Annotated in this window: 27 protein-coding genes and 3 pseudogenes; 10 read left to right on the plus strand and 20 right to left on the minus strand. The window is 66.1% G+C overall.

The features are described from left to right. From trmD to BLV31_RS24490, 5 genes and pseudogenes are all read right to left on the minus strand, one after another. Entirely contained in the window at positions 1-708 is a 708-nt protein-coding gene (gene trmD / locus BLV31_RS16355) for a tRNA (guanosine(37)-N1)-methyltransferase TrmD (protein ID WP_006550956.1), read from the minus strand. 3 nt (positions 709-711) lie between these two features. After that, positions 712-1,302, minus strand: coding sequence for a ribosome maturation factor RimM (rimM, locus tag BLV31_RS16360; protein ID WP_019289112.1), 591 nt, complete (start codon positions 1,300-1,302; stop codon positions 712-714). 10 nt (positions 1,303-1,312) lie between these two features. Beyond that, positions 1,313-1,555, minus strand: a complete 243-nt coding sequence (locus BLV31_RS16365) for an RNA-binding protein (RefSeq protein ID WP_006550954.1) — start codon at positions 1,553-1,555, stop codon at positions 1,313-1,315. Then, positions 1,555-2,001, minus strand: coding sequence for a 30S ribosomal protein S16 (gene rpsP / locus BLV31_RS16370; RefSeq protein WP_024100625.1), 447 nt, complete (start codon positions 1,999-2,001; stop codon positions 1,555-1,557). Before rpsP ends, BLV31_RS16365 begins: the two co-directional genes overlap by 1 nt. Before the next feature lie 195 nt (positions 2,002-2,196). Beyond that, positions 2,197-2,563 (minus strand): annotated as a pseudogene (locus BLV31_RS24490) (amidohydrolase family protein); the annotation flags it as partial. A gap of 227 nt (positions 2,564-2,790) precedes the next feature. Here BLV31_RS24490 and BLV31_RS16380 point away from each other — a divergent pair. Then, positions 2,791-4,383, plus strand: a complete 1,593-nt coding sequence (locus tag BLV31_RS16380; protein ID WP_248846295.1) for a hypothetical protein — start codon at positions 2,791-2,793, stop codon at positions 4,381-4,383. 223 nt (positions 4,384-4,606) lie between these two features. Here the strand turns inward: BLV31_RS16380 and BLV31_RS25470 are convergent, their stop codons facing one another. The 4 genes from BLV31_RS25470 to BLV31_RS16395 form a co-directional block, all read right to left on the minus strand. Further along, complete coding sequence (locus tag BLV31_RS25470) at positions 4,607-4,780, minus strand: hypothetical protein (protein WP_248846296.1); 174 nt, start codon at positions 4,778-4,780, stop codon at positions 4,607-4,609. Between the two features lie 53 nt (positions 4,781-4,833). Then, positions 4,834-5,058, minus strand: coding sequence for a hypothetical protein (locus BLV31_RS25475; protein WP_248846297.1), 225 nt, complete (start codon positions 5,056-5,058; stop codon positions 4,834-4,836). A gap of 44 nt (positions 5,059-5,102) precedes the next feature. Beyond that, complete coding sequence (locus BLV31_RS16390; protein WP_064061634.1) at positions 5,103-5,516, minus strand: hypothetical protein; 414 nt, start codon at positions 5,514-5,516, stop codon at positions 5,103-5,105. A 253-nt stretch (positions 5,517-5,769) separates the two neighbouring features. Further along, positions 5,770-6,051: a hypothetical protein gene (locus tag BLV31_RS16395; protein WP_006551241.1), complete on the minus strand. Its 282-nt coding sequence runs from the start codon at positions 6,049-6,051 to the stop codon at positions 5,770-5,772. On the opposite strand from BLV31_RS16395, the gene BLV31_RS16400 reads away from it, so the two are divergent. From BLV31_RS16400 to BLV31_RS24740, 3 genes are all read left to right on the plus strand, one after another. Then, complete coding sequence (locus BLV31_RS16400) at positions 6,041-6,280, plus strand: winged helix DNA-binding protein (RefSeq protein WP_064061635.1); 240 nt, start codon at positions 6,041-6,043, stop codon at positions 6,278-6,280. The genes BLV31_RS16395 and BLV31_RS16400 overlap by 11 nt on opposite strands. A gap of 93 nt (positions 6,281-6,373) precedes the next feature. After that, positions 6,374-6,745, plus strand: a complete 372-nt coding sequence (locus BLV31_RS16405) for an avidin-fold protein (protein WP_052227382.1) — start codon at positions 6,374-6,376, stop codon at positions 6,743-6,745. Between the two features lie 359 nt (positions 6,746-7,104). Then, on the plus strand, positions 7,105-7,536 hold the full coding sequence (locus tag BLV31_RS24740) for a hypothetical protein (protein WP_139192961.1): 432 nt from the start codon (positions 7,105-7,107) through the stop codon (positions 7,534-7,536). On the opposite strand, the gene BLV31_RS16410 is transcribed toward BLV31_RS24740, so the two are convergent. The 3 genes from BLV31_RS16410 to BLV31_RS16420 form a co-directional block, all read right to left on the minus strand. Next, entirely contained in the window at positions 7,521-7,808 is a 288-nt protein-coding gene (locus BLV31_RS16410) for a S41 family peptidase (protein ID WP_064061636.1), read from the minus strand. The genes BLV31_RS24740 and BLV31_RS16410 overlap by 16 nt on opposite strands. A 71-nt stretch (positions 7,809-7,879) precedes the next feature. Continuing rightward, entirely contained in the window at positions 7,880-9,112 is a 1,233-nt protein-coding gene (locus BLV31_RS16415; RefSeq protein WP_064061646.1) for an IS256-like element IS1164 family transposase, read from the minus strand. Between the two features lie 44 nt (positions 9,113-9,156). Next, entirely contained in the window at positions 9,157-9,561 is a 405-nt protein-coding gene (locus tag BLV31_RS16420) for a S41 family peptidase (RefSeq protein WP_162273073.1), read from the minus strand. 735 nt (positions 9,562-10,296) lie between these two features. On the opposite strand from BLV31_RS16420, the pseudogene BLV31_RS16425 reads away from it, so the two are divergent. Further along, a pseudogene (locus BLV31_RS16425) lies at positions 10,297-11,257 on the plus strand (IS110 family RNA-guided transposase). Positions 11,258-11,275: 18 nt separating this feature from the next. On the opposite strand, the gene BLV31_RS25480 reads toward BLV31_RS16425, so the two are convergent. Beyond that, entirely contained in the window at positions 11,276-11,479 is a 204-nt protein-coding gene (locus tag BLV31_RS25480; protein WP_248846298.1) for a class I SAM-dependent methyltransferase, read from the minus strand. 66 nt (positions 11,480-11,545) lie between these two features. Between BLV31_RS25480 and BLV31_RS25055 the strand changes: the two genes are divergently transcribed. Then, positions 11,546-11,821: a hypothetical protein gene (locus tag BLV31_RS25055; protein ID WP_217636624.1), complete on the plus strand. Its 276-nt coding sequence runs from the start codon at positions 11,546-11,548 to the stop codon at positions 11,819-11,821. On the opposite strand, the gene BLV31_RS16440 is transcribed toward BLV31_RS25055, so the two are convergent. Continuing rightward, positions 11,812-12,252 carry a MarR family transcriptional regulator gene (locus BLV31_RS16440; protein ID WP_162273074.1) on the minus strand — a complete coding sequence of 147 codons (441 nt, stop codon included), beginning with the start codon at positions 12,250-12,252 and terminating at the stop codon, positions 11,812-11,814. The two genes, BLV31_RS25055 and BLV31_RS16440, sit on opposite strands and share 10 nt — an antisense overlap. Positions 12,253-12,391: 139 nt before the next feature. Here BLV31_RS16440 and BLV31_RS16445 point away from each other — a divergent pair, with 139 nt between their 5' ends. Beyond that, positions 12,392-13,417 carry a substrate-binding domain-containing protein gene (locus BLV31_RS16445; RefSeq protein WP_139192963.1) on the plus strand — a complete coding sequence of 342 codons (1,026 nt, stop codon included), beginning with the start codon at positions 12,392-12,394 and terminating at the stop codon, positions 13,415-13,417. A 22-nt stretch (positions 13,418-13,439) separates the two neighbouring features. Here the strand turns inward: BLV31_RS16445 and BLV31_RS16450 are convergent, their stop codons facing one another. The 4 genes from BLV31_RS16450 to BLV31_RS16465 all read right to left on the minus strand — a co-directional run bounded on the left by BLV31_RS16450 (position 13,440) and on the right by BLV31_RS16465 (position 16,987). Continuing rightward, positions 13,440-14,612 carry an ArsB/NhaD family transporter gene (locus tag BLV31_RS16450; protein ID WP_064061641.1) on the minus strand — a complete coding sequence of 391 codons (1,173 nt, stop codon included), beginning with the start codon at positions 14,610-14,612 and terminating at the stop codon, positions 13,440-13,442. A gap of 20 nt (positions 14,613-14,632) precedes the next feature. Beyond that, positions 14,633-15,283, minus strand: coding sequence for an AmiS/UreI family transporter (locus BLV31_RS16455; protein ID WP_064061642.1), 651 nt, complete (start codon positions 15,281-15,283; stop codon positions 14,633-14,635). Between the two features lie 119 nt (positions 15,284-15,402). Further along, entirely contained in the window at positions 15,403-16,815 is a 1,413-nt protein-coding gene (locus tag BLV31_RS16460; RefSeq protein ID WP_064061643.1) for an Asp-tRNA(Asn)/Glu-tRNA(Gln) amidotransferase GatCAB subunit A, read from the minus strand. Next, a complete protein-coding gene (locus tag BLV31_RS16465) occupies positions 16,805-16,987 on the minus strand; it encodes a hypothetical protein (protein WP_064061644.1) in 183 nt (60 codons plus the stop codon). Before BLV31_RS16465 ends, BLV31_RS16460 begins: the two co-directional genes overlap by 11 nt. 715 nt (positions 16,988-17,702) lie before the next feature. Between BLV31_RS16465 and BLV31_RS16470 the strand changes: the two genes are divergently transcribed. Next, positions 17,703-18,806, plus strand: a complete 1,104-nt coding sequence (locus BLV31_RS16470) for a hypothetical protein (protein WP_064060950.1) — start codon at positions 17,703-17,705, stop codon at positions 18,804-18,806. A gap of 363 nt (positions 18,807-19,169) precedes the next feature. Here the strand turns inward: BLV31_RS16470 and BLV31_RS16475 are convergent, their stop codons facing one another. Next, entirely contained in the window at positions 19,170-19,679 is a 510-nt protein-coding gene (locus tag BLV31_RS16475) for a hypothetical protein (protein WP_248846237.1), read from the minus strand. Between the two features lie 170 nt (positions 19,680-19,849). On the opposite strand from BLV31_RS16475, the gene BLV31_RS16480 reads away from it, so the two are divergent. Continuing rightward, on the plus strand, positions 19,850-20,422 hold the full coding sequence (locus BLV31_RS16480) for a hypothetical protein (RefSeq protein ID WP_064060948.1): 573 nt from the start codon (positions 19,850-19,852) through the stop codon (positions 20,420-20,422). Between the two features lie 49 nt (positions 20,423-20,471). Next, positions 20,472-20,690, plus strand: a pseudogene (locus BLV31_RS25485) (IS5/IS1182 family transposase); the annotation flags it as partial. A 68-nt stretch (positions 20,691-20,758) separates the two neighbouring features. Here BLV31_RS25485 and BLV31_RS16485 read toward each other — a convergent pair. Then, on the minus strand, positions 20,759-21,667 hold the full coding sequence (locus BLV31_RS16485; RefSeq protein WP_064060947.1) for an IS5 family transposase: 909 nt from the start codon (positions 21,665-21,667) through the stop codon (positions 20,759-20,761). Positions 21,668-21,866: the final 199 nt, after the last annotated feature.

The following is a 21,866-nucleotide window of genomic DNA, read 5'->3' on the forward strand; positions in this document are numbered from 1 at the left end:
TCAGTCGTCGGACGGGAGCAGATCGGGTCGTCGTTCGCGGGTGCGTTCGAGCGACTGCTCGTGGCGCCAGCGAGCGACCTTGCCGTGGTCGCCGGACAGCAGCACCGGTGGCACCTCGAGGTCGCGCCACACCGCCGGCCGAGTGTAACTCGGCCCTTCGAGCAGTCCGTCGGAAAACGAATCCTCTTGATGCGACGCCTGATTGCCGAGTACACCGGGCAGCAGACGGACGACGGCCTCGACCATGACGAGGACGGCGACCTCCCCACCGATGAGGACGTAGTCGCCGATGCTCACTTCTTCGACGCGCACGCGCCGCGCGGCATCGTCGAAGACGCGCTGGTCGATTCCTTCGTAGCGGCCGCAGGCGAAGACGATCCGCTTCTCCTTCGACCACCGTTGTGCGGTGGCCTGATCGAAGCGGCGACCGGCGGGCGTCGGGACGACGAGCAGTACGTCGGGATCGGTTTCACCGTCGGGCCCGGCGAGCACGTCGTCGAGCGCCGGTCCCCACACGGTGGGTTTCATGACCATGCCCGGTCCGCCGCCGTAGGGCGCGTCGTCGACGGCCTTGTGCACGTCGTGCGTCCAGTCGCGCAGGTTGTGCACACCGACGGAGATGAGCCCCTTGTCGATCGCCTTGCCGAGCAGGGCGACGCGCAGAGGTTCGAGATATTCGGGGAAGATGGTGACGACGTCGAGCCGCACGGACTACTGCTTCCCCTCGGTCGACTTCTTCTTCTTGGACGGCGGTTCCCCGAAGTCGGGGTCGAGGAGTCCTTCGGGCGGATCGATCTCGATCACGCCGTCCCGGACCGACACCGTCGGGACGATCTCGGTGACGAACGGGACGAGTAACTCTCCGCGCTCCTGGCCGGCTGGCCGGATCGACAGCAGTTCGCCGGCGGCCGTGTGCAGGACCTCGCGGACGGTGCCGACCTCGGTTCCGCCGTCGGGGCGACCGGCGACGATCCGCACCGTCAGCCCTTCGAGTTCGTGGTCGTAGAACTCGTCCGGGTCGTCGGACGGCGGAAGGTCGGCGCTGTCGACGACGAACAGCACCCCGCGCAGTGCGTCGGCGGCGTCGCGACCGTCGATGCCCTGCAGGCGCAGCAGAAGCCGCCCGGAGTGCTCCCGGGCGGCTTCCACTGTGTACTCGTGCAGGTGCCTGTCGCGAGGCTTACGGCCACGCAGGACCGCGCCGACGGCGAAGCGCTCTTCGGGTTCGTCGGTGCGAACCTCGACGACGACTTCGCCTCTGATGCCGTGCGACTTGGCCACACGGCCCACGACGAGCTCCATCGACGCTCGCCTAGCGGTCGGTGTCGACGACGTCGACACGGATACCCCGGCCACCGATTCCGGTGACGAGGGTCCGCAACGCGGTCGCGGTGCGACCGCCGCGGCCGATGACCTTGCCGAGGTCGTCGGGATTGACGTGCACCTCGACGGTGCGGCCCCGACGGCCCGCGATCAGGTCGACGCGGACGTCGTCGGGATGGGCGACGATTCCACGAACGAGATGCTCGACGGCATCGGCGACCACGGCGCTCATTACTCGGCGGCCTCGGTGGACTCGGCCTCGGTGGACGCCTCGGCGGCCTCTTCCTTGGCAGCCTTTTTCTTCTTGGGCGTGACGGCCTCGGCAGCCGGCTCGTTCTCGGCCTGCGCGAGAGCGGCCTGGAACAGCTCGAGCTTGGACGGCTTCGGCTCCGCCTTCCTCAGGGTGCCCTCGGCGCCCGGCAGGCCCTTGAACTTCTGCCAGTCACCCGTGACCTTGAGGAGGTTGAGGACCGGCTCGGTCGGCTGCGCGCCGACGGCCAGCCAGTATTGCGCACGCTCCGAGTCGATCTCGATCAGCGAGGGCTCTTCCTTGGGGTGGTACTTGCCGATGGTCTCGATGGCCCGGCCGTTGCGACGGGTGCGCGAGTCCGCAATGACGACGCGGTACTGCGGGTTGCGGATCTTGCCGAGACGGGTGAGCTTGATCTTGACAGCCACTGCTGCGTTCTCCTTCGGGGTGCGCCGAGGCGCGTGTCACGTGCAATTCGGACGACGCGCCCTTCTGGCACGCCCGGTTTTGCCTCTAGCCTGTGACCGCCGCGCGGTACGTAACCGGATGCGACGACAGCGAACCATTCTGCCAGACGCGCGAGCCAGGACGAAACCGGCACCCGGTGACTCCGCGCACCCTCTCTACAGCCGCGCGGGGCGCCCCGAGACCACCCGGCCGCGGAGCACCACAAGATCGGGACGCGCGGCCGCGGGGTCGCTGCGCGGATCCTCCCGGTACACGACGAAATCCGCCGACGTCCCCGATTCGAGACTCGGGTGCCCGAGCCATGCGCGGGCCTTCCAACTCGCCGCAGCGTACGCCTCGGTCGGATCGAGACCCACGCGCACGAGCGATGCGATCTCGTCGGCGATGCGCCCGTGCTGCACCTGGTGCCCGCGTAGATCGGGATGCCGGCCTCGTGGGCAGCAGCGCCGATGGTCCCGTCGACGCGCGCGTACCGTACAGAGCGCGCATGTGCGCCGCATACACCGGGAATCGCGTCGCCGATGAGTTTGACCCAGCCGTCACCGGCCCGGGCCTGACGGGCCACTTCGTCGGGCAGCTACGACTCGTCCTCGAGGTCGACGGGTGTAGGGATGCAGCGAAGACTGGCCGGACACGCTGCTGCACATCGACAGGTCCCGGGTGTGTCAACAGTACTCGTGCAAATGCGCGACTCGGTCGACCGCAGCGCCGATCGTGCGCGGCGGCAGCGTGTCGGGCACGCTGGCAGGGTGACAGAGCCTGACCAGGTGGGGCGTCCGCAGACTCAGCTGCCGGTGTTGGTGACCGCCGTGTCGATCGAAGACGGGGAGACACCGCCCCCGGAGGTCGGTGCCGTCGCGGTGTTCCCGTTGTTGTTCGAGGAGATGCCCGCCGATCCGGCGGATCCGTCGATCGTCACGCTTGGCGCTGTGGCCGAGCCCCTGCATTCGGGAAAGCCCGCGTTGCAGCAGCCCGGGGACGGACGGCAGTGGTGGGACTGGACGGTGCTGCTGCGCGGTGTGGGGTGGACGGCCACCTGGTACACCCGTCGTCCGGTGCTCGGTCAGGTCGAGGTCACCGGCCGGCTGATCGGCGATTTGTCCTACGCCACCACCGGGCAGATCCGCGGTCGGGTCCGGCGCATCCACGTCGCATCCGATCGATACCGGCGCGAGGTCGATCAGCCGCACTCGCCGTTCCGGCCGGTGCCCGGCACCCGCCGCTATCGGCAGGTCACCACCTCCCCACGATCGTTCGCCCATGTTGCCCGGCCCCCCGGCCCCGACCCGCTGGTCGAGCGCACTCACGAGGTGGGCGTGCTTGTCGATCTCGACTTGACCGAGGTGCCACCACCGCCGCTGCGGCCGAGCATGATCCCCGCTGCGATATCCGCGCACGAGTCGGACCTGTGGATCGCCGACCGTGAACTGCCCCTGGTCGTGCATCTCGACGCCGACCGGCGCGTGCGCGAATACATCGTGCCCGGGCAGATCTTCGATACTCCGCCGGCCGATCGCACCCGTTCGGTGTGGGCACACGCCGACGGCTGCTGGGTGGGCGGCTGGGACGGAATCTTCCACTGCACCCGGGGCGGCACCGTCGAGGCGATCACCGACACACCGATTCGAGACGGCGCAGCCCATGCCCAGACCCTGCTCGCCGTGGCGGTCCCGGAGCGCGGCACGACCGAGCTGATCCTCGCTCGCCCCGGCCAGGACCCGGTGACGCACGGACCCGAGCCGTGGGGCGACCTCGAATCGATGACCACCTGCGAAGGTGGGTTTGTCCTGCTGTTTCGCCGGCGTGACCCGAGCACCGGCGCGCTCGGAGCGGCGCGCCTGGTCCGGGTCGATCTGCACGCCGCCGTGACCGTCGGTCCGCCGCTGGAGACCGCGATGATGTCCTATCGGCCGTTTCTGACGGGCCTTCCACCGACGATCGTCGACGGCACCACCGCATACCGGATACTCGACGATCTCACCCTCGCCCAGCCGAACTCGCTGCCTGATCATGTCCTCGGCGGCGGACAGATCGATGACCTGCTCTGGATCGTCGGCCATCCCCCGGACGGTTCCGGCCGTGGGCAGTGGTGGCCACTGCCGGGGCCGGCCGTGTATCCGGCCGATCACCACCAATACTGGCTGTTCACCCGCCTCGATCCGGTCACCTGGGGGCCGATCGCCAGCATCCCGATCCGCAGTCCCCGCCCGGACGTCACCATCGACGGAGCCGGCACCGTGTGGGTCACCGCTGCGGGCGTGCATTCCTTGCCGCACCAGCACATGAACCCGCCGGAACTGCTCGATGTCGCCGAACTCCTCGACCGCTCCCGCCTCCGGTAGCCGAACACTCACGAGGCGCAGGTCCGTGTACGCACGCCGCCCGATCACCGGTCCGGCCGCGTCCGCCCACCTCCATTCTCCTTGTTCCGCAAGGCAGACCAGTGGTTCGAGGGGGCTACGCTCCTACATAGACCGTGGCACGTTCACAGCACGCGGGAAAACGCAGGTCGGGCGCAGGAACACCGCGGCGGCCACGGGGCAAGCCGATGATTCAGTCGTCCTCTCAGACCAGTTTGTGCAGACGCATCGCTTCGATCAGATCGGAATCGTGCTCCTCGACAGGGCCGTAATCCAGCACCGTGACGTTCTTGCTGACCGGTCCGTCACCGGGACGCTCGTACAGCGCCCAGAGCACCAACCCGTCACCGTGCCAGGACTCGAACTCGATGCCGGCCACCGGCTCACCGCCGGGATCGGAGAGAGTGTTGATCCACTGGGAGATCGCCCGGGTCAGGGCACGCGGGCGGGCATTGCGGATCGCCGCGGTGTCGAGGTCGAGCAGACCGTGTCGGATCGCATGGCGCCGGACAGGGTGCGCAGGGTGGCCACCGATTCGGGGTCGCCGGGCACGACGAACCATCCGCTGATCGTGCCGCTGCCGGTGAAGCGCCCGTCGGTGGCGAACTCCCACGGTGCCCACGAGGTCGGCGAGTAGCCGACCCGGTAGGCGGCCACACCGTCGACGTGGACGCAGCGGACATCCCCGCGCGAGGTGGAGATCAGCGTGCGGTCCGGTGCGCTCGTCCGACCGTCGCGAACTGCCGGGCAGCGGCGAGGACCTTCGGGCCGACGTCGGACAGCTCGCCTTCGCGCAGCAGCAGCGCCGGCGGGCGGTCGTCGAGGATCGGGTTCAGGCCCTGGAACCACGTCTGCGCTACGGCGGGGGTGTCGCGTTCGGCGATCAGCCGGGCGGCGCGGTAGGCGATGCGCAGGCGTTCGACGTCGGTGTCGTTGTTGATAGTGCGGGTGCCCTCGGCCCACTGGCGGACCGCGCGGGTTTCCTTGACCTTCCCCAGGTAGGCGACGAGCTTGGCGCCGAGCAGGTCGCGCAGTGCGGTGACCAGCTGTGATTGGGTCATGCGGGCGGCGTCGTTGTAGGCGGCGAGGTCAGGGCGTGGGTGTGCGGCTGTCATAACAATCCACCTCCTGATCACAGGGTAAATCACAGTCTTGATGCCGTTGAAGTTCCCACCTCGAGTGACTGTTCAGGGTTGATTCTTCGAGTGTCGGTCCGTGCGAGCTTCGCCGAGTACGGCGCGAGCAACGACTGTGAACATGCAATGTGTCACCGCGCTGAACGCCTACGGATTCCAGGCCATGCCTCACCAGCGTGGACGCGGCTCTGCGGTGACTCCAACCGCAGATCGTCGTCTGTGTGGCTGTGAGTCAGTCGCTGGGGGTGGACGCGGCGGGGTGTGTGGTCAGGGCGGGCAGGACCGTGGCCATGATCGAGGCGGCGAACTCGGTCATCGGCTGCTGGGGATGGTCGGGTCCGTAGAACTGTTCGAGGAACGCCCGCAGGTAGCAGGCACCGGCGATCGATGCGGCGACTCCGTCGATGGGGGCGTCGGCGGCCACGGTGCCGGCGCGCTGTTCGTGCTCGAGGAATCGGGCCACGGCGGCGGGCAGCAGAGCCGGGCCGGCGCCGTGCGCCTCCTTGACCGACAACGGCTGGCTGCACCTCGATCCGGTCGCCCCGGGCACCACCGCCATGCGAATCACCGATGCGGGCCGCGAGCTGCTCGAGCAGATGAGCCGCACGCAAGCGCGCACCGCGCAGACCCTGACCGACGGCGTCTCCGCCGAGGACTACGAGACCGTCCTGCGGACGCTGGCCACGATGCTCGACAACTTCGACGCGGCGACACCACGATCCGAGACGAACCCGACCGGATGATCGCCCGGAAGTGCTTGTCCACCACGATCGGCGGATGCTCCACGCGGGTCTGCGTGCCAACACGGCTGGGTGGGTCTTGGCTATGGTGCCGAGATGACCACTACCGATGCTGCGCACCCCTCGTCCTCCACCATCGACCTCGAGGGCAGAGTGTTCACCGGTGTCAGCAACTCGCCCACCGGACAGGTCAGTAGCGCCACACGTTTTCGGTACCACCAGGACAACGCTGTCATCTGGGCCGACTACGACGGCGGAGAGATAGTGCGGGGTTTCCTCGTCGGGACACGTGACGGTGAACGGCTGCACTTTCGCTACACCCACCTCAGTGTCGACGGCACTACCGCGAGTGGAGTCTGCGACAGTCGGATCGAAGTGCTCACCGACGGTCGCCTACGCGTAGAAGAGAACTGGGCCTGGGAATCCCGCCCCGGAAAGGGTACGAGCGTGATCGAAGAAATCCGCTGACCCGTCGGACCCGCTGCATCGACGGACGCCTACAGCACGAACGCGAACCAGTACGGGATGCGCTGCGCTCTGCGTAGATGACACGTCCCCCGCACCCCCGGGTGGAGAGCGCGCCGGCGGACACAGAAACGAGCCCAACCTCGGCGGTGGTCACGGCGTCGAGGGCCGTCCCGCGGCCGCGCGGGACGATCCGGCGTCGGTCGCGGCGGGATCAAGGACCACTGCGCGGGGAAGCGGCCGTCGGCGGAGACCCGGATCGACATTGCGATCGCCGGCGCGACCGTCGGACATCGCCTGGCTGGGATGGAGCGAACCGTAAGAGACCGCAGAAGGTTGTCGTGGACGGACCTGATCCCGGTATGGACGACGTCATCGAGTCCGTGATTCGTTGTGGCGGCAGCGCCGGCTATCAGATGGGACTCGACGATGCCGGCCAACTACAACTGACCGCAACGGACAATACGCCCGTCGATCCACCGGTGGAATTCGTTTTCAGTGAGCAGGAACTGTGGGACTACTACGTCAGCTGCACCGCGCCCTCCTCGATCAGCCGGGACACCGTGGGAAACATGGCTCATGTCGATCCCGACTCGTCTCGACGAACCTGCCTGGAAGGCAACGACTCTGAACATGAAATGTGTCATCGCGATCAGCCCCTACGGATTCCACGCCGTGTCTCGATCGACGTGGGCGTGACACTCGTGATTGGTCGAATGTGCGCTGGACTGCCCCGACGGCATGGGCCCCTCCGACGCGGTCGAAGCGGTGTCGTTGCTCAGTTGCATCCGTGATCGCGCAACCATTCCAGTGCGGCCACCTCCGCGCCGTCGCTGGAGGTGCGGTGATCGGCAGCGACGGGTTCCTCGGCGAGATTGACGCCGTCGCGGTCGAAATACGTACTCTCGGTGAGAACCAACAGTGCTCCGTCGTAGAGCGGGTGCACCGAATTCGCTGACGTGTATCCCGCGCTGTCCGCCCCGAACGACCGGGCGTTGTCGAGACCACGGAACGCCGTGAGCACCGCCTCACCACTCGAGACCGTGTCACCGTCCTGGAGCACCACAACAGGCTGATCGGCGGGTCAAGTCCCGTGAGGTGGTGTACGACGTCGTCGCGTGATTCCTCGTCGGTGGATCAGGCGGTCAAGGCCGGTGTCACCTCCTCGGTGCCCTCGGTGACACTGTCGGCGGGCTTGTCGGTGCGGGAGCGGGCGAGTACGTCGAGGCCGAGGTAGCGGCGGCCTTCGATCCACTCGTCGTGCTGCTCGGCCAGCACCGCCCCGACGAGTCGGATCAGAGCGGTGCGGTCCGGGAAGATCCCCACCACGTCGGTCCGGCGGCGGATCTCCTTATTGAGGCGCTCCTGCGGATTGTTGCTCCAGATCTGCTTCGGGAACGCGGTGAACGCCAACAGATCCGACCGGGCGGCGTCGAGGTGATCGGCCACCTTCGGCAGCTTCTCGGTGAGTGCATCGATGATTCGATCGTATTGTGCGTGAACGGAATCCGCGTCGGGCTGGTCGTACACGGAGTGCAGCAGTGTCTTCACCCAGGGCCACGACGACTTCGGTGTGACGGCCATGAGGTTCGTCGAGTAGTGGGTGCGGCACCGCTGCCAGGAGGCGCCGGGCAGGGTTGCGCCGATCGCCGCGACGAGGCCGGCGTGGGCATCGGAGGTCACCAACCGCACCCCGGACAGGCCGCGGGCGACCAACCCGCGGAAGAAGGTCAGCCAGCCGGCGCCGTCCTCGGCGGAGGTGACGTCCAGCCCCAGGATCTCGCGGTAGCCGTCGGCGTTGACCCCGACCGCGACCAGGGCGTGCACGTTCACCACCCGTCCGTTCTCGCGGACCTTGAGGACCAGGGCGTCGGCGGCGACGAACGTGTACGGGCCCGCATCGAGGGGTCGGTTCCGGAAGGCCTCGACCTGGGTGTCGAGGTCTTTCGCCATCACCGAGACCTGCGACTTCGACAGCGAGGTGATCCCGAGGGTATCGACGAGTTTCTCCATCCGCCGGGTCGAGACCCCGAGCAGGTAGCAGGTCGCAACAACCGAGGTCAGGGCTCGTTCGGCCCGCTTGCGCCGTTGCAGCAGCCAGTCCGGGAAGTACGAGCCGGACCGCAGCTTGGGGATGGCCACGTCGAGGGTGCCGACGCGGGTGTCGAAGTCGCGGTGCCGGTAGCCGTTGCGAACGTTGACGCGTTCGTCGGAGCGTTGGCCGTAGTCGGCGCCGCACAGGGCGTCGGCCTCGGCGCCCATCAGGGCGTGGATGAACATCGTCAGCAGCTCGCGCAGCAGGTCGGGGCTGGCGCCGGTGAGTCGGTCTTCGACAAGCTGGCGGAGGTCGATATCGTGGGCAGTGGTCATCGCGTGCTCTTTCGTCGAGTCGAGTTGGTAGCTCTCTCGAAGAATCACGCGGTGACCGTCTTTCGTCCGGTTACGACACGCCGGTCATCGGATCCGATCCGGCTCGTACACCATCCTGATGGACGCAACCGATCGGCGATCTTCGCGACAGCACCGACCGAGATGACGGTCCCGCCCATCCCGGCACCGTCGTCGAAGATGGTCACGGGCATGTCCTCGCCCGCGCGGGTGCGAAAGGTCATCGCGGTCCCGTTCCGTAGCAGCGGGGTCAGGCCGGACAACATCGGGTACATCGTGCCGCCGGTGTTGCCGCGCAGATCGACAATCCACCCGCAGGTCCGATCCGCCGCGCCGAGAATGCCGACCGCCGCGGCGTCGGCGTAGCGCTGCTGCAACTCGTCCGACACCGCACCCAAGGCAGGAATCGTCACGGTGGTGATGCTGTCCACTGTGGTGACCGTAGGTTCGGAAAGCTCGGCGGTGGCAGCCGAGGACGACCGGGCCGCTTTCGCCGGATCGAGGAAGACCGAGTGCTTCCCACCGGCCACTTTCACCGCCGCCGCCAACGGGCCATGCAACTCCTGGATGCTCGCAGCGCCGTCGGCGGCAGCCTGTACGCGGGCCCGCCGCGCGTCCCACTCCAGACCGGTCTCGTAATAGCCGTTCTCCCATCAGGTCCAAAGCGATCTCGGCGTAGCGCTGCGGCGACGGATGCCACCGGCCCGCACTCGGCAGCGTCGTCGCCTGCCGTCGGCTGCGCAGTGAGAACACCGGTGACGACGCCGTGACGCTCGTCCTCGCCGAGTACCAGCAGCCCCGGCACACCCGCCGCTGATCCCTATCTGCCAGGAGGCCCCGTGATCGTAACCGTCGTGCTGATGCTCGGAGCGCTGGTAGCTGCTGGCCGGATTCCGGGGAACCCGCACCGCCACCGAACCCCCCCGTTACCTTCTTCGTAGCCCTGCAACACAGGGCGACGGTCGCCAAGTTCGGTATGACTTCTTGCCCCTGTCACTCGAATGATCCGGGGGGTGATGTCGCCGAACCTGGTGACGTCGATGGACCGCTGATAGGGACACGGCCGCCTGCTGTGCCGGGGCATCGGGCAGGTCTCCTCGTAACGTGGGTGCCGGGTATCGACGTCGGATCGGTGACCGTCCGGAGCGGAACGAAAGGCGCGCTTCATGGACCCCACCTACGCCGTGTTCTGCGGCATCGACGTGGGCAAAGGCGAACACCACGCCGTCGGACTCGACCCCGCCGGCACTCGACTGTTCGACAAAGCCCTGCCCAACGACGAGACCAAACTCCGCGCTGTGTTCGACCGCCTGGCCGAACACAGCTCGGTGCTGGTGATCGTCGGGTTCGACGACGATCTCGCCGGGGAGGCCACCCGCATCAGCAACCGTATCCGCGGATTGCTCACCGGAATCCACCCCGCGCTCGAACGCGTTCTCGGCCCACGGATCACTCATCCGGCGGTGCTCGAAATCCTGTCGCGCTGCGGCGGTCCGGTCGGTATCCGACAGGCCGGCAAGCGCCGGCTCACCGCCCTCGCGACCAAGCATGCTCCGCGGATGGGAGCCCGACTGGCCGAGGAGGTCCTCGTTGCCCTCGATGCACAAACGGTGACGGTGCCGGGCAGCAACGCCGCCGAAATCGTCCTGCCGAAACTGGCCGGCTCGTTGAAAGAGGTTCTGCAACAGCGCAAGAGCATTGCAGAAGATGTGGAGAGTATGCTCGAAGGCCACCCTCTTTCCCAAGTCCTGATGTCGATGCCCGGCGTCGGCATCAGGACTGCAGCGCGCATCCTGCTCGAAGTCCGTGATGGTTCGGCGTTCGCTTCGGCGGCACATCTGGCGGCCTATGCCGATATCGCTCCGGTGACCCATCGCTCCGGATCGTCGATCCGTGGTGAGCACCCAGCTCGGTCGGGTAACCGCAAGCTTAAACGGGCGTTGTTCTTGTCTGCGTTCGCGTCGTTGCACGACCCAACCAGCCGTGCCTATTACAACCGCAAACGCGCCGAGGGCAAGAAGCACAATGCCGCCTTGATCTGTCTCGCTCGCCGTCGTTGCGACGTGCTCTACGCGATGCTCAAGAACAAGACTTTTCTACCGCACGCCCGCTGCTGCCGCCGCTTGACGAATCCATAGGGACACGTTACCGATCCACGTGGCGCCGATGCACGCGGCGAGATCGACCGACTCGTCCGCGACGTGCCCCGGATGCGTCGCCATGGACGAACGCCACGCGGTCGGCGAGACCGAGGCCGACAGCGCGGGCGCGGGCCTGCTCGGTGAAGAGCGTGCTGATGTCCACGCCCGTGCCTGTGAATCCCAGATCACGGTCCCACGTGCAGAGCATCTCGCCCGAGCCGCTGGCGAGGTCGAGTACCCGTGTCCCGGGGGGACGTGGAGTGCCTGTCCGAGGGTGGCGAATTTGTCGGGGGTCAGCGGGTTGTGGATGCGGTGGCTGCTCTCACGGATCGTGAAGATCCATGATGAAATGCCTTCAGTATTTGAAGTTCGAGGATTTTTTGATGGCGCGGATCTGGCGGGAGATCTGCTTGACGCGCCGTTTCAGCTCGGCACGCAGCCGTGCGTCCGTCCGGGAGGCGCAATCGTTGTGACGTGGCATCTGGAGGGCGACTCCGGGTTCACCTCGACTCGCCGAAACGAACACGAGTTCGGCTCGGTTCACGCCTGACTCGGAGTCCTGCAGATTCGGCCGGCTCTTGCATCGAGTTCGGCGAGTTGTGCTTCCAGTGCTCGGTGGGTTTCGACTCCGCGGGTGCTGAGGTGAACTTCGACCCGGCGCCGATCTTCGGCGCTCACCTCACGGTAGACCAGTGTCCGGGAGACCAGCCTGTCGACGGACCGGGTGAGGGTGGCTCCTGATATGGCGGTATGCGACGACAGCTCGGCCATCGATGCGCTTCCGTGGCGTGCGAGTGCATCGAGCACGAGCACATCATCGCAGGTCAAATCGAATTCGGAGCCGATCGACGTGAGCGAGGACACAATGGCTTTGGTAGCCTGCAGTAGCGCAACGACCGCTGAAGGAGAGTCGATGGTAGCGATATCGCCGGAAATCGCCGTTGCTCGGGTCGCCAGCCGATCGGAGTTTCGGGGAGCCACGTGAGTCTCCTGCCTTTTCAGCCCTTCGATCTGTACGAGTGGCGGGACGATGAGCCGATGCACCTCCGCCGACATTACCCGAGAGGATCCGATGCTGGCATCTGCGCCACACCGCCGGTCGGAGGTCTACCGGGTCGGCATGGTGATCCCGCTGCAAGGCCCGGGCGGTATCTTCGGACCTTCGTGCATGGCCGTCAGCGAATTGGCTCGACGCGAACTCAATGCGGGAGCCGGGTTCGGCGGCCGTGAAATTCAGCTCGAGTTCATCGATGGCGGTCGCGACCCCCGCGCGGTCACAGCCGAGGTGTCCGACCTGCTCGATGCCGGCGCCCTCGATGCGATCAGCGGATGGCACATCTCCTCGATCCGAAGACATCTCGCGCCCGTCGTTCGTGGTCGGGTCCCGTATGTGTACACCTCGCTCTACGAGGGAGGCGAGGTCAGTTCCAACGTCTACTGTTCGGGAGAATCTCCCGAACAACAGATCTATCCGGCGATGCGGTGGCTGCGCGATCACCACGGTGTGCGGTCGTGGTACGTCGTCGGCGCCGACTATATTTGGCCGTTGCGTACGTATCAACTGATCGGACACTTCGCTGCTGCGCTCGGGGTGGACATAGTCGGTTCGTCGTTCGTTCCGATGGGCCGGGCCGATGACCCGCAACTGCCAGTGATGGCTGCGGAGAGCAGATGCCAGGCGGTGTTGACACTTCTGGTCGGCCAGGACGCCGTGGACTTCCACCGAAATTTCGCTGCCCGCGACCTCCATCACCGCATGCTCCGGTTCAGTCCCCTGATGGAAGAGAACATGCTCCTGGCCGGCGGCGCCGAGACGACCGAGAATTTGTTCGCATCCGCAGCCTATTTCCGCGCCTTGAGCACCGAATCCTCTCTGCAGTTCGTCGGCAGTTACGTGAACGCCAACGGCTACGAGGCTCCCGCTCTGAACAACATGGCAGAGTCCTGTTATCAGGGGATCTACGCTCTCAGCCATCTTGCACGCCGAGCCGGAGGATTGGATCCGACCCGCTGTGATGCCCGGATCGACGGGTTGGAGTTCGACAGTCCTCGCGGCGTCGTTCGATTCGAGGGGAACCAAGCGCGGCAGCAGATCTATCTCGCGCAAGCGAACGGTTTGGATTTCGAGGTGGTTGCCGCTCTCTGACCAGCGTGTATACGCGGCCGGATCACCGCTGGGACAACGACAACGCGGCCACGGACACCGTGATTGCACCGATCGCCAGTGGTATCCCCAGGGCGGCGAACTGCCGCCAGGGGACGATGTGGCCGGCTCGGCGCAACTGATCTGCCCACAGCAGCGTGGCCAGAGAGGCCCACGGTGTCACGATCGGCCCGGCATTCGAGCCGATGAGCAGAGCGATCAGGGCTGCACCGGACGCGGCCGCAGGCTCGAGAAGCAAGTAGGCCGGAATGTTGTTGATCAGGTTGCTCAGCACCGCTCCTGTTGCGGCCGACACGAACAGCGTGCCGACGGAGTCGCCCTCCACGTGCGCGAACGCCGCACGAACAAGCTGTTCGACGCCGAGGGAATGAACGACCTGAACCGCAACGGTCAGGCCGATGGCGAGAGCCAGGGCTGTCCACGGGATCAAGCTCGGGCGCAGAGCCGATCGGTCTGTGACCGCGAAGGCTGTCACGAGCACGATGGCCGCCGCCGTCGTCGACCACCAGAAGGGGATCGACGTCGCGAGCAGCGGCAGCAGTATCACCATGACGATCCCGGCCAAGGGAAGCAGCGGGTGCGATGAAGCCGGTGTGCCGGGCTCGCGCGACGCTACCGGGGTTCCGGTGGGTGTGCATATGCGCCTGCGGAACACCATCCAAACGAATCCCACTGTTACCGCGAGCGATGCGGCTGCGGGCATCGCGGCGACTTTCACGTAGTGACTCGTCTCGTCGAACAGTCCCGTCTCCATCGCCAGCAGATTCGTCAGATTGGACACCGGAAGTAGGAGCGATCCGGTGTTGGCGATCCACACCACGGTCAGTGCCAGCGGTATCGGATCGTTGCCGGCCCGCCCGGCGAGCGCCAATACCAGGGGTGTCACGAGAACGGCGGTGGTGTCGAGGGAAAGAAAGATCGTGGACACCACAGACAGCAGCACCACCAGAATCCATAGCCCTGGTCCGCTGGCTGCCCGTCCACTGGCCGCGATTGCGGCGACCCGGTGGAAGACCCCCGCCCTGGCAGCAAGGTTGATCACGGCCGAAATGGTGGCGAGGAACAGCACGATCGGGCCCAGACGGCCGACCAGGTCGACGATCTGAACCCGCGGCGCAAACAGTGCGTATGCGATCAGCATCCCGATCAGTACGGCCGACAGGGCCACTGATCGCATGGGTCCTCCACTGTAGATTGTCAGGTCGTCGTCACGGACGCGCGGTCGCGGGTGGTGGTCGATCGATAGCGGCGCCGAGCATCGGCGACGTGGAGAACGTAAACGATGACGACGACGATCTGCGTGACAGCGACGGCAAGTACCGGCGTGTCGTCCCACTTCCCGGTAAGCATCAGCGCAGCGGGGATGCTCGCAGTGGACAGCGACTGCATGACTGTGAGCATTCCCGTCGCCTTGCCGGCCCATTCCGCTGCGGGGGTGGTCAGGGCGAGGAAGAAGGCGGCGAACAGAACGGCCCATGCCAGCCACAGCCAGGCGAGACGAGCGTCCCCGAGCTGAACGAAATGCACCATCGACAGGAAGAGGGCGACCGCCCCGACCCAACCGCAGTACCAGCCGAGGCCGGCGCCGGGAGCGTTCGAGAGCGAGTTGATCGCGACCGTGAGGTAGGTGAAGCCGAACAATGCGAACCCTCCGGCCGCCACCGCCGACGCCAGCCCGTCGGACGAGGCACTGTCCGAGGGTAGGAGCAGCACGAGTGCCGTACCGACCAACAGGGCGCCGGTGAGGAGATTGATTGCCACGGCCGATCGCGGAGTGACCCTGTCGAGGAAGACCAATCCGTTGACCAGGAGCACCGCCCCGACGAACAACAGTGCCACGGGGACCATGTGACATCCCTTCGATGAGGAGAGGAAACACCCACTCGAACCGGACGGCCGGGTGCCGTGCCGGAAGGCATCGGCAGGCCGGATATCCGGGTCGAGCAGGTGCAGTGGGTCGAGCAGGCTCAGAGGAGCGCGGGAGGAGTCCGATCCCCCATCGGTCCGCCGGCTTCGATCGCCTTACCGACGTTGAGCACAGTGCGCTCGTCGAAGGCCCGACCGATGATCTGGAGGCCGACGGGCAGATCACCGTTGAAGCCCACCGGAACGGACATCGCGGGCAGGCCGGTCAGGTTGCTCGGGCCGGTGAACCGGATGAACGAGTCGATGAGATCGACCTTCGTTCCATTGAGGTCGGCCTCGGACGATCCGATGTCCGGAGCCATCACCGGCAGGGTCGGGGCGATCAGCACATCGACTTCGGACAGGGCCGCTCCGAAGTCGTTCTTGAGTTGGCGCCGAACCTGCTGCGCCTGAAGGTAGTCCACCGAGGAGAACAGCTCCCCCAGTTCGAACAGGAAGCGGATGTCGGCCCCGAAGTCGTCGGCCCTGTGCACAAGGTCGTTGTGGTGAATCGCTGATGCTTCGGACAGGCTGGTGGCCAGTTCGGCCCATTCCGAGTAGCGCAGGGTCGGGATCTCGACCGTCCGTACCCGGGCGCCCAGAGACACGAGCTCGTCGATCTGGGCGCGTACGAGTCGTTCGATCTCGTTGTCGACGTCGCGGAAGTAATAGTCCTCCTCGATGCCGATCACCAATCCGGAGACATCACCGGTGAGATGGGAGGTGTAATCCCCCACCGGGACATCGACCGCTGTCGGATCCGCACGGTCGAACCCGGCGATCACCTGCAGCATCGCCGCGGCGTCGTCCACGGTCTTGGTCATCGGTCCGATGTGATCCAAAGTCCATGCGAGGGGGAAACATCCGTCCTTGGGGACACGACCGTGCGTCGGCTTGAGGCCGACGATGCCGCAGGCGGCGGAAGGAATCCGGATCGAGCCGGCGGTGTCGGTGCCCAGGGTCGCGTAGGTCATGTGCGCCGCGACGCCCGCTCCCGAGCCGCCGCTGGAGCCCCCCGGCACCTTCGCGGTATTCCAGGGGTTCTGGACGCTGCCGAAGTGCGGACTGTTGTTGTCGATACCCCATGCGTATTCGTGCATGTTGAGTTTGCCGGTCAGCACGGCGCCGGCGTTGCGGAGACGGCGCACCACGGACGCGTCCTCGGTGGGCACGAAGTCCTTGTGGATCTTCGATGCCATCGTGGTGACCTCGCCACCTACATACAGATTGTCCTTCAGTGCCAAGGGAATTCCGTGGAAGACCCCTCGGTAATCGCCTCGGCCGATCTCTTCCTCGGCACGTCGGGCATCGTCGAGGGCGTGCTCGCGGAAACTGATGTAGGCGTTGATCTCCGGATTCAGCGCCTTGGCGTGATCGAGTAGCGCCGTGGTGACCTCGACCGGGGACACCTGCTTGCTCTCGATCAGGGGCGCGAGTTCGGTCACCGACTTGGTGACGAGTTCGTCAGCGGACATGGTCGCCTCCCGGGATATTGCGAACAGAAATGTCCGCGTCGTCGACTGCCACAGCCTCGAGGTCACCGCGTCGCTGAACGATCTCGGCCCACTTGGACTCGAGCGCGGCGATCCGATCCTGCGGCGGGCGTATGCCCTTGCTCGCCAGAAGTTCCTGTACCGACAGTGCCATGACGACACACTCCTTGTGGAAGGGTAACGCTCAGGAGCGGACGCCCCGGAGGAACATATTCACGTGAAATATTTTCATCTGAATGTGTTGCGGAGACCGTATGTGAGCCGCAGCACAATGTCAACGACTCGGCGCATCTGAAAACTCGGTGAGCGTCGGCGTGTGACGGACCGAATACGGGCGAACTCCTGGTAGGTCGGCGATTGCTTACGTCCCTGCCCTTACCAGGAGCCCACTTGCTGGTCCGGTGTTCCCACCCGTCAGCAGTGGGCTGCCGCCACCACCGCTTCCAGAGCCGTGTCCGGCAGCGGCAGCCCCGTGACCACCTCGGTGAGCAGTTGGTCTTCGATTACGCTTCGCGACATCGACTCAGTTCTCCTTCGTGGGGCGGGGTTGCTCGATGGCGGCCGGCGCCGGTGCAGTGGTAGGGAGCCTGATCGGCTGCGGTGGATTCCGAATGACAGTTCCGACATCACCGAGCCCGACAATCACCGATACCGAGTCCGTATCTGCGTCCGAGGCAGAGATACTCGCTTCGACGGCTATCTCGACGGTGACCCCGTCGAGGATTATCTGATCCAGATGTGGCGGGCGACGAGCGTGGGAGCCCCGCGACAGGTCGAACACACGTCGGGTCGGCGACCTGACGCCGCGCGCCGCGGCGTCAGTATCTTCCGCCCGTCACGGTCGCGGTGGTAATGATCTACTGGACGCCATGACGGCACGGGACACTCCGGCGAACCTGACCGAGGCACTGCCGGCCGGTCCGCGCGGTCGTCGTCTTCTCCTCGAATACGCGCAGATCGCCGACGACCGTACCCGCGACGGGCATACGCAGGACTCGTTCTCGTCGGGTGTCTTCTACGCCACCTACCGCATCGACGTGGCACGCGGAACCGCAGGCGTCCTCTACGGGCACGGTGCCGACGGACCCCTCCCGAACATCTCCCCCGGCGACGTAGCGCGACGGTTGGCAAACGTGCCGCTGCCGCAAGTGACGGAAAAGGACCTGCGCACCGTGCTCGCCGCCACCACCGACTCCGCCCGATACTGGCAAGAACCCGACGGCGACGACATTCTCGCTGCGACGGAGCCGATGCGCCCGCAACTGCGACGCATCGCCGAGCACCTCACCGCATCGGAGCACACTCGGTGGTGGACCGCCGGCATCGTGCGGGACGAGCAGTGGTCACTGGGCTGGGTCGAACCACACGCCAATGTCCCTCGGGTCGGGCACGCGCTCGCCACCTGGCGCGAGAAGGTCGTCACCGAGGAGAAACGAGCAGCACGGGAACGCCCCACCAACCCGACGGCCAACTGGTCCGGGGTGTGGTGGTCGACGCCGCTCGGCGTCCTGTGCTCCACACGAGCACTGGACGACGGCTCACCCGCATGTCTGCGGTTCGTCGAAGACTCCGGAGGCGAGAACCATGCCGGGGCACGGCGACACTTCGTTCCCGACACCGTCGACGTGCTCGAAATCCACGGGCCCGACGACTGGGCGCAACTCTGCCGGCGGTTTCCACTCGAGGTCACCGCCCAGAAACGTCACGATTGGTACCGCACCACCGGCCGCGACGGAAAGTGGGTTCTGCCCGACTGGCGGGCCGTCGCCGAGGTGTACGGAGGAGTGCACCTGACCGTGGCCGGTTATCTCGCCGCGGCGGGCACTGCCATCGACGTCGACGGTGACACGGCGTCGGTGATCGCGGGCTGGGCACCCGACGAAACATTCTGGCTCACCGACGACGTCCACGCCGACGGCGACATCGTCGACTGGGTGCGTGTTACCAACACCGAAACCTGGTCCGAAGCCTGACCGCCCGCACTTCGACAGTGGCACCGGAAACCGACACGTTCGCGCGATACCGGCGTCCGCAGGTTCGCCGACGTCTTGCGCACCGGCGCACGGTCTTTCCGGCAGTCTCATCGGTATGACGCCGTTGGCAATCGGGTTGGTCGCGCTCGTGGCGATAGCCCCGTGGGCTGTCGGTCGAACGACAGCGCGACCGCACCCGACCGCACCCGATCGCACCCGATCGCACACATCCATCCTGATTATCACGGTGATCGCCTTCGCGGCGCTACAGGATCGCGATACGAACCGCCGACAGACCGGTCGGCCTCAGGGGTCGCCGTCCAGCAATCAACTCAGCGCGCTACCGCCGCCTACGGGCAGAGCTCAGAAACGTTCCACGAATCGATACCAATCGCCGCTGTACTGCTCGTACCCGATGTCGCCGTCGTGGCGGGGCTTACCCAGATACGGCGCGCCACCGGGCAGATACGCAAGTCCGATCGGGTCGATCAGCCCACCTTCGATGTAGAACAGACACCCACCGTCGACGGGTTGAATCCGCCACACCTGATACACACCGATCCGCCGACCGTCCCAGGACGGCGCACATTGCGCCGACGCTGTGACCAAAGACCCCTTCGACACCGCAAACGCCACCGTCGACGGAACCGACAACACCACCAACACCGCAGTGGCAAGCACCAACGCCGGCGCGATCGCGGTCGCGCGCAGAGCGCGAACCTTGAACCAGCCGATCAACCCGACCACCAACCACACCGCCCCCAGGATCAGAAGAACCCAGGACGCCAGAGCAAACCACGGGAAGAACACCACCGGCGGGACGAACGTCCACACGATCACCCCGCACACCAGCCCGACAAAGACCGCAGTCACCCCCGACAGCACAGTCCACCAACGAGCCGGACGCCCAGCGACAGTCATAACTCACCTTCGCACGCACCCCCGCACCAGAGCACAACCACCGGCGGGTGTCGGGCGAGCCGACCCCTCCGGAGGATCCACGAAAAGCCGGCATCACCTCGGCAATCGGTACCCTCCGAACCATGAGCGTTCGAGCGGCGACCTTCTCGGTGGTCCTTGCTGCCATCCTGGCCAGCTGCGCGAGCACAGACACCGACGCGGGCACCGATCAACTCGACCCGCCCACGAGTCCTCTGCCATCCAGCGAGCAGTCACAGCTCTATGCCGTGGCCTTACACCACCTCATCCTTGTCGACAATCCCTTCGCGACAGCACCGACCCCGATCGGGTCCGTCTACATCATCGACGGCCCTGCCTCACGCAGCGCACACATGTTCACCGTCGCCGACGGGCCACCGTTCGACACGGAACTGAAGAACGAGATCACCGCGCAGTCCGCGGATCTGCCGCCGGTCGAGTTCACCGCCGATCCGCAGCAGTACGCAGATCCCGCACGGCAGGGCCTGACCGGGGTCGCACACGACGGCGTCATCGTCGGCCTGTCCCCCACCTGGCCGCAGGACGACGGAACAGTCCATATCAGCGCGGGACTCTGGTGCGGCATCGACTGCGGACTCGGCCTCACCTACGTCCTCGACCAGGTCGACGGACAGTGGACCGTGACCGGCACAACCGGACCGGTCTCCATTTCATGATTGAAGTTCATGTCAGGCAAGAAGAACTTCACCTCTATCGACGTCGACAGTGACCTGCGCGAACACCCACGGCAGTGTGATGTTGCTGCCGATGGTCACCGCGATCGAAGATGGTGCGCTCGCATCGGGGGCCGCCCCGCCGCGAGCCCGGCCGGGTTCGGGCGGGTTCGGGCGGACAAGGGCTACGACCATCTCGTGCACCGGCGGTGGCTGCGGGCGTGGCATCGCCCGGCGCGGGATCGAGCGCAACAACCGGCTGGGTCGGTACCATGCGACGTGCAGCGATGGGCATGAGAAGACCACGCAGAGCCCTCTCGCTAGGATCTAGGCCCTGTTTCATAAGCAAGCGCTCCGCAACCACATATTGATCGCAGCGATACGCACCACCACTGTGTAACGGACCGCGAGCTTGTCGTATCTCGTTGCCACAGCACGATTCTGCTTGAGCAGGTTGATCCCGCACTCGACAGCATGCCGCTGCTTGTAGTGTGCGGGATCGAACTCCGGCGGCCTACCGCCGGCCGATCCTCTGCGTCGGCGATGTTCCACCTGATCCGACTTGACCGGAATCGTCGCCCGAATCCCGCGTTTACGCAGGTGAGCACGATTGGCAGCGCTGCTGTACGCCTTGTCCGCCAACACTCGATCCGGTCGCGTCCGAGCCCGGCCACCACCGAGGCGAGGCACCTCGATCGCAGCGAGAACCGTCGTGAACTGCGGGCTGTCCCCGTATTGACCGGCGGTAATCACGATCGACAAGGGCTTGCGGCCCTGTTCGCAGGCCAGATGCGCCTTGGTGGTCCACCCGCCCCGCGAACGACCCAAGGCGTGGTCGTCCGGTTCGGTCTCTACCCCGCCGGGTGGCTCACGCTGGAGATCACCGTCTTTGCGGGCTCGAGCGGCGTGCTGGTGGGCCCGTGCGATCGTCGAGTCGACGCTCACGTCCCACGTGATCTCACCGGCAGCGTCGGCCAGGGCCTGCAACGCGGTCAGGATCTGCGTCCACACCCCGGCGCGTTGCCACCGGCGGAACAGTCCGTAGACCGTCTGCCACGGTCCATATCGTGTCGGCATCTCCCGCCACGGTGCGCCGGTGCGGATGCGCCACCTGATTCCGTCGATGAGCTGGCGTTTCGTCCGTTTCGGTGGACGGCCGGTCTTCTGTGGACAGGGCAGCAGCGGCGCCAACCGCGCCCACTGGGCGTCGGTCAGGTCCGCGCGCCGCTGGACGGCTACGCTGGGCACGAGGTCTCCGGTATTCAAGGTTTTGCTTGGTCGCTAAACCCCGATACCGGAGACTTCACTCATTCAGTTGTTGCGACACTCCTGCTGGCACCATCTCGGTTCAAGATCACTTTCGAAACACGGCCTAGTGGCTCGACACAGATCGTTGACCGGGTAATCCCCGGCTGACCGACACGTCCACGGCAGACTATCTCCGAGT

This window comes from Rhodococcus pyridinivorans (assembly GCF_900105195.1).
Lineage (GTDB): Bacteria > Actinomycetota > Actinomycetes > Mycobacteriales > Mycobacteriaceae > Rhodococcus > Rhodococcus pyridinivorans.

Bases quoted from the DNA above. Each gene is read 5' to 3' on its own strand.
- rimM (WP_019289112.1), bottom strand. From the start codon at position 1,302: ATGGAGCTCGTCGTGGGCCGTGTGGCCAAGTCGCACGGCATCAGAGGC.
- BLV31_RS16365 (WP_006550954.1), bottom strand. From the start codon at position 1,555: ATGAGCGCCGTGGTCGCCGATGCCGTCGAGCATCTCGTTCGTGGAATC.
- BLV31_RS16390 (WP_064061634.1), bottom strand. From the start codon at position 5,516: ATGACAGCCGCACACCCACGCCCTGACCTCGCCGCCTACAACGACGCC.
- BLV31_RS16405 (WP_052227382.1), top strand. From the start codon at position 6,374: ATGACCACTACCGATGCTGCGCACCCCTCGTCCTCCACCATCGACCTC.
- BLV31_RS24740 (WP_139192961.1), top strand. From the start codon at position 7,105: ATGGACGACGTCATCGAGTCCGTGATTCGTTGTGGCGGCAGCGCCGGC.
- BLV31_RS16415 (WP_064061646.1), bottom strand. From the start codon at position 9,112: ATGACCACTGCCCACGATATCGACCTCCGCCAGCTTGTCGAAGACCGA.
- BLV31_RS25480 (WP_248846298.1), bottom strand. From the start codon at position 11,479: ATGCTCTGCACGTGGGACCGTGATCTGGGATTCACAGGCACGGGCGTG.
- BLV31_RS16445 (WP_139192963.1), top strand. From the start codon at position 12,392: ATGGTGATCCCGCTGCAAGGCCCGGGCGGTATCTTCGGACCTTCGTGC.
- BLV31_RS16450 (WP_064061641.1), bottom strand. From the start codon at position 14,612: ATGCGATCAGTGGCCCTGTCGGCCGTACTGATCGGGATGCTGATCGCA.
- BLV31_RS16455 (WP_064061642.1), bottom strand. From the start codon at position 15,283: ATGGTCCCCGTGGCACTGTTGTTCGTCGGGGCGGTGCTCCTGGTCAAC.
- BLV31_RS16460 (WP_064061643.1), bottom strand. From the start codon at position 16,815: ATGTCCGCTGACGAACTCGTCACCAAGTCGGTGACCGAACTCGCGCCC.
- BLV31_RS16465 (WP_064061644.1), bottom strand. From the start codon at position 16,987: ATGGCACTGTCGGTACAGGAACTTCTGGCGAGCAAGGGCATACGCCCG.
- BLV31_RS16470 (WP_064060950.1), top strand. From the start codon at position 17,703: ATGACGGCACGGGACACTCCGGCGAACCTGACCGAGGCACTGCCGGCC.
- BLV31_RS16480 (WP_064060948.1), top strand. From the start codon at position 19,850: ATGAGCGTTCGAGCGGCGACCTTCTCGGTGGTCCTTGCTGCCATCCTG.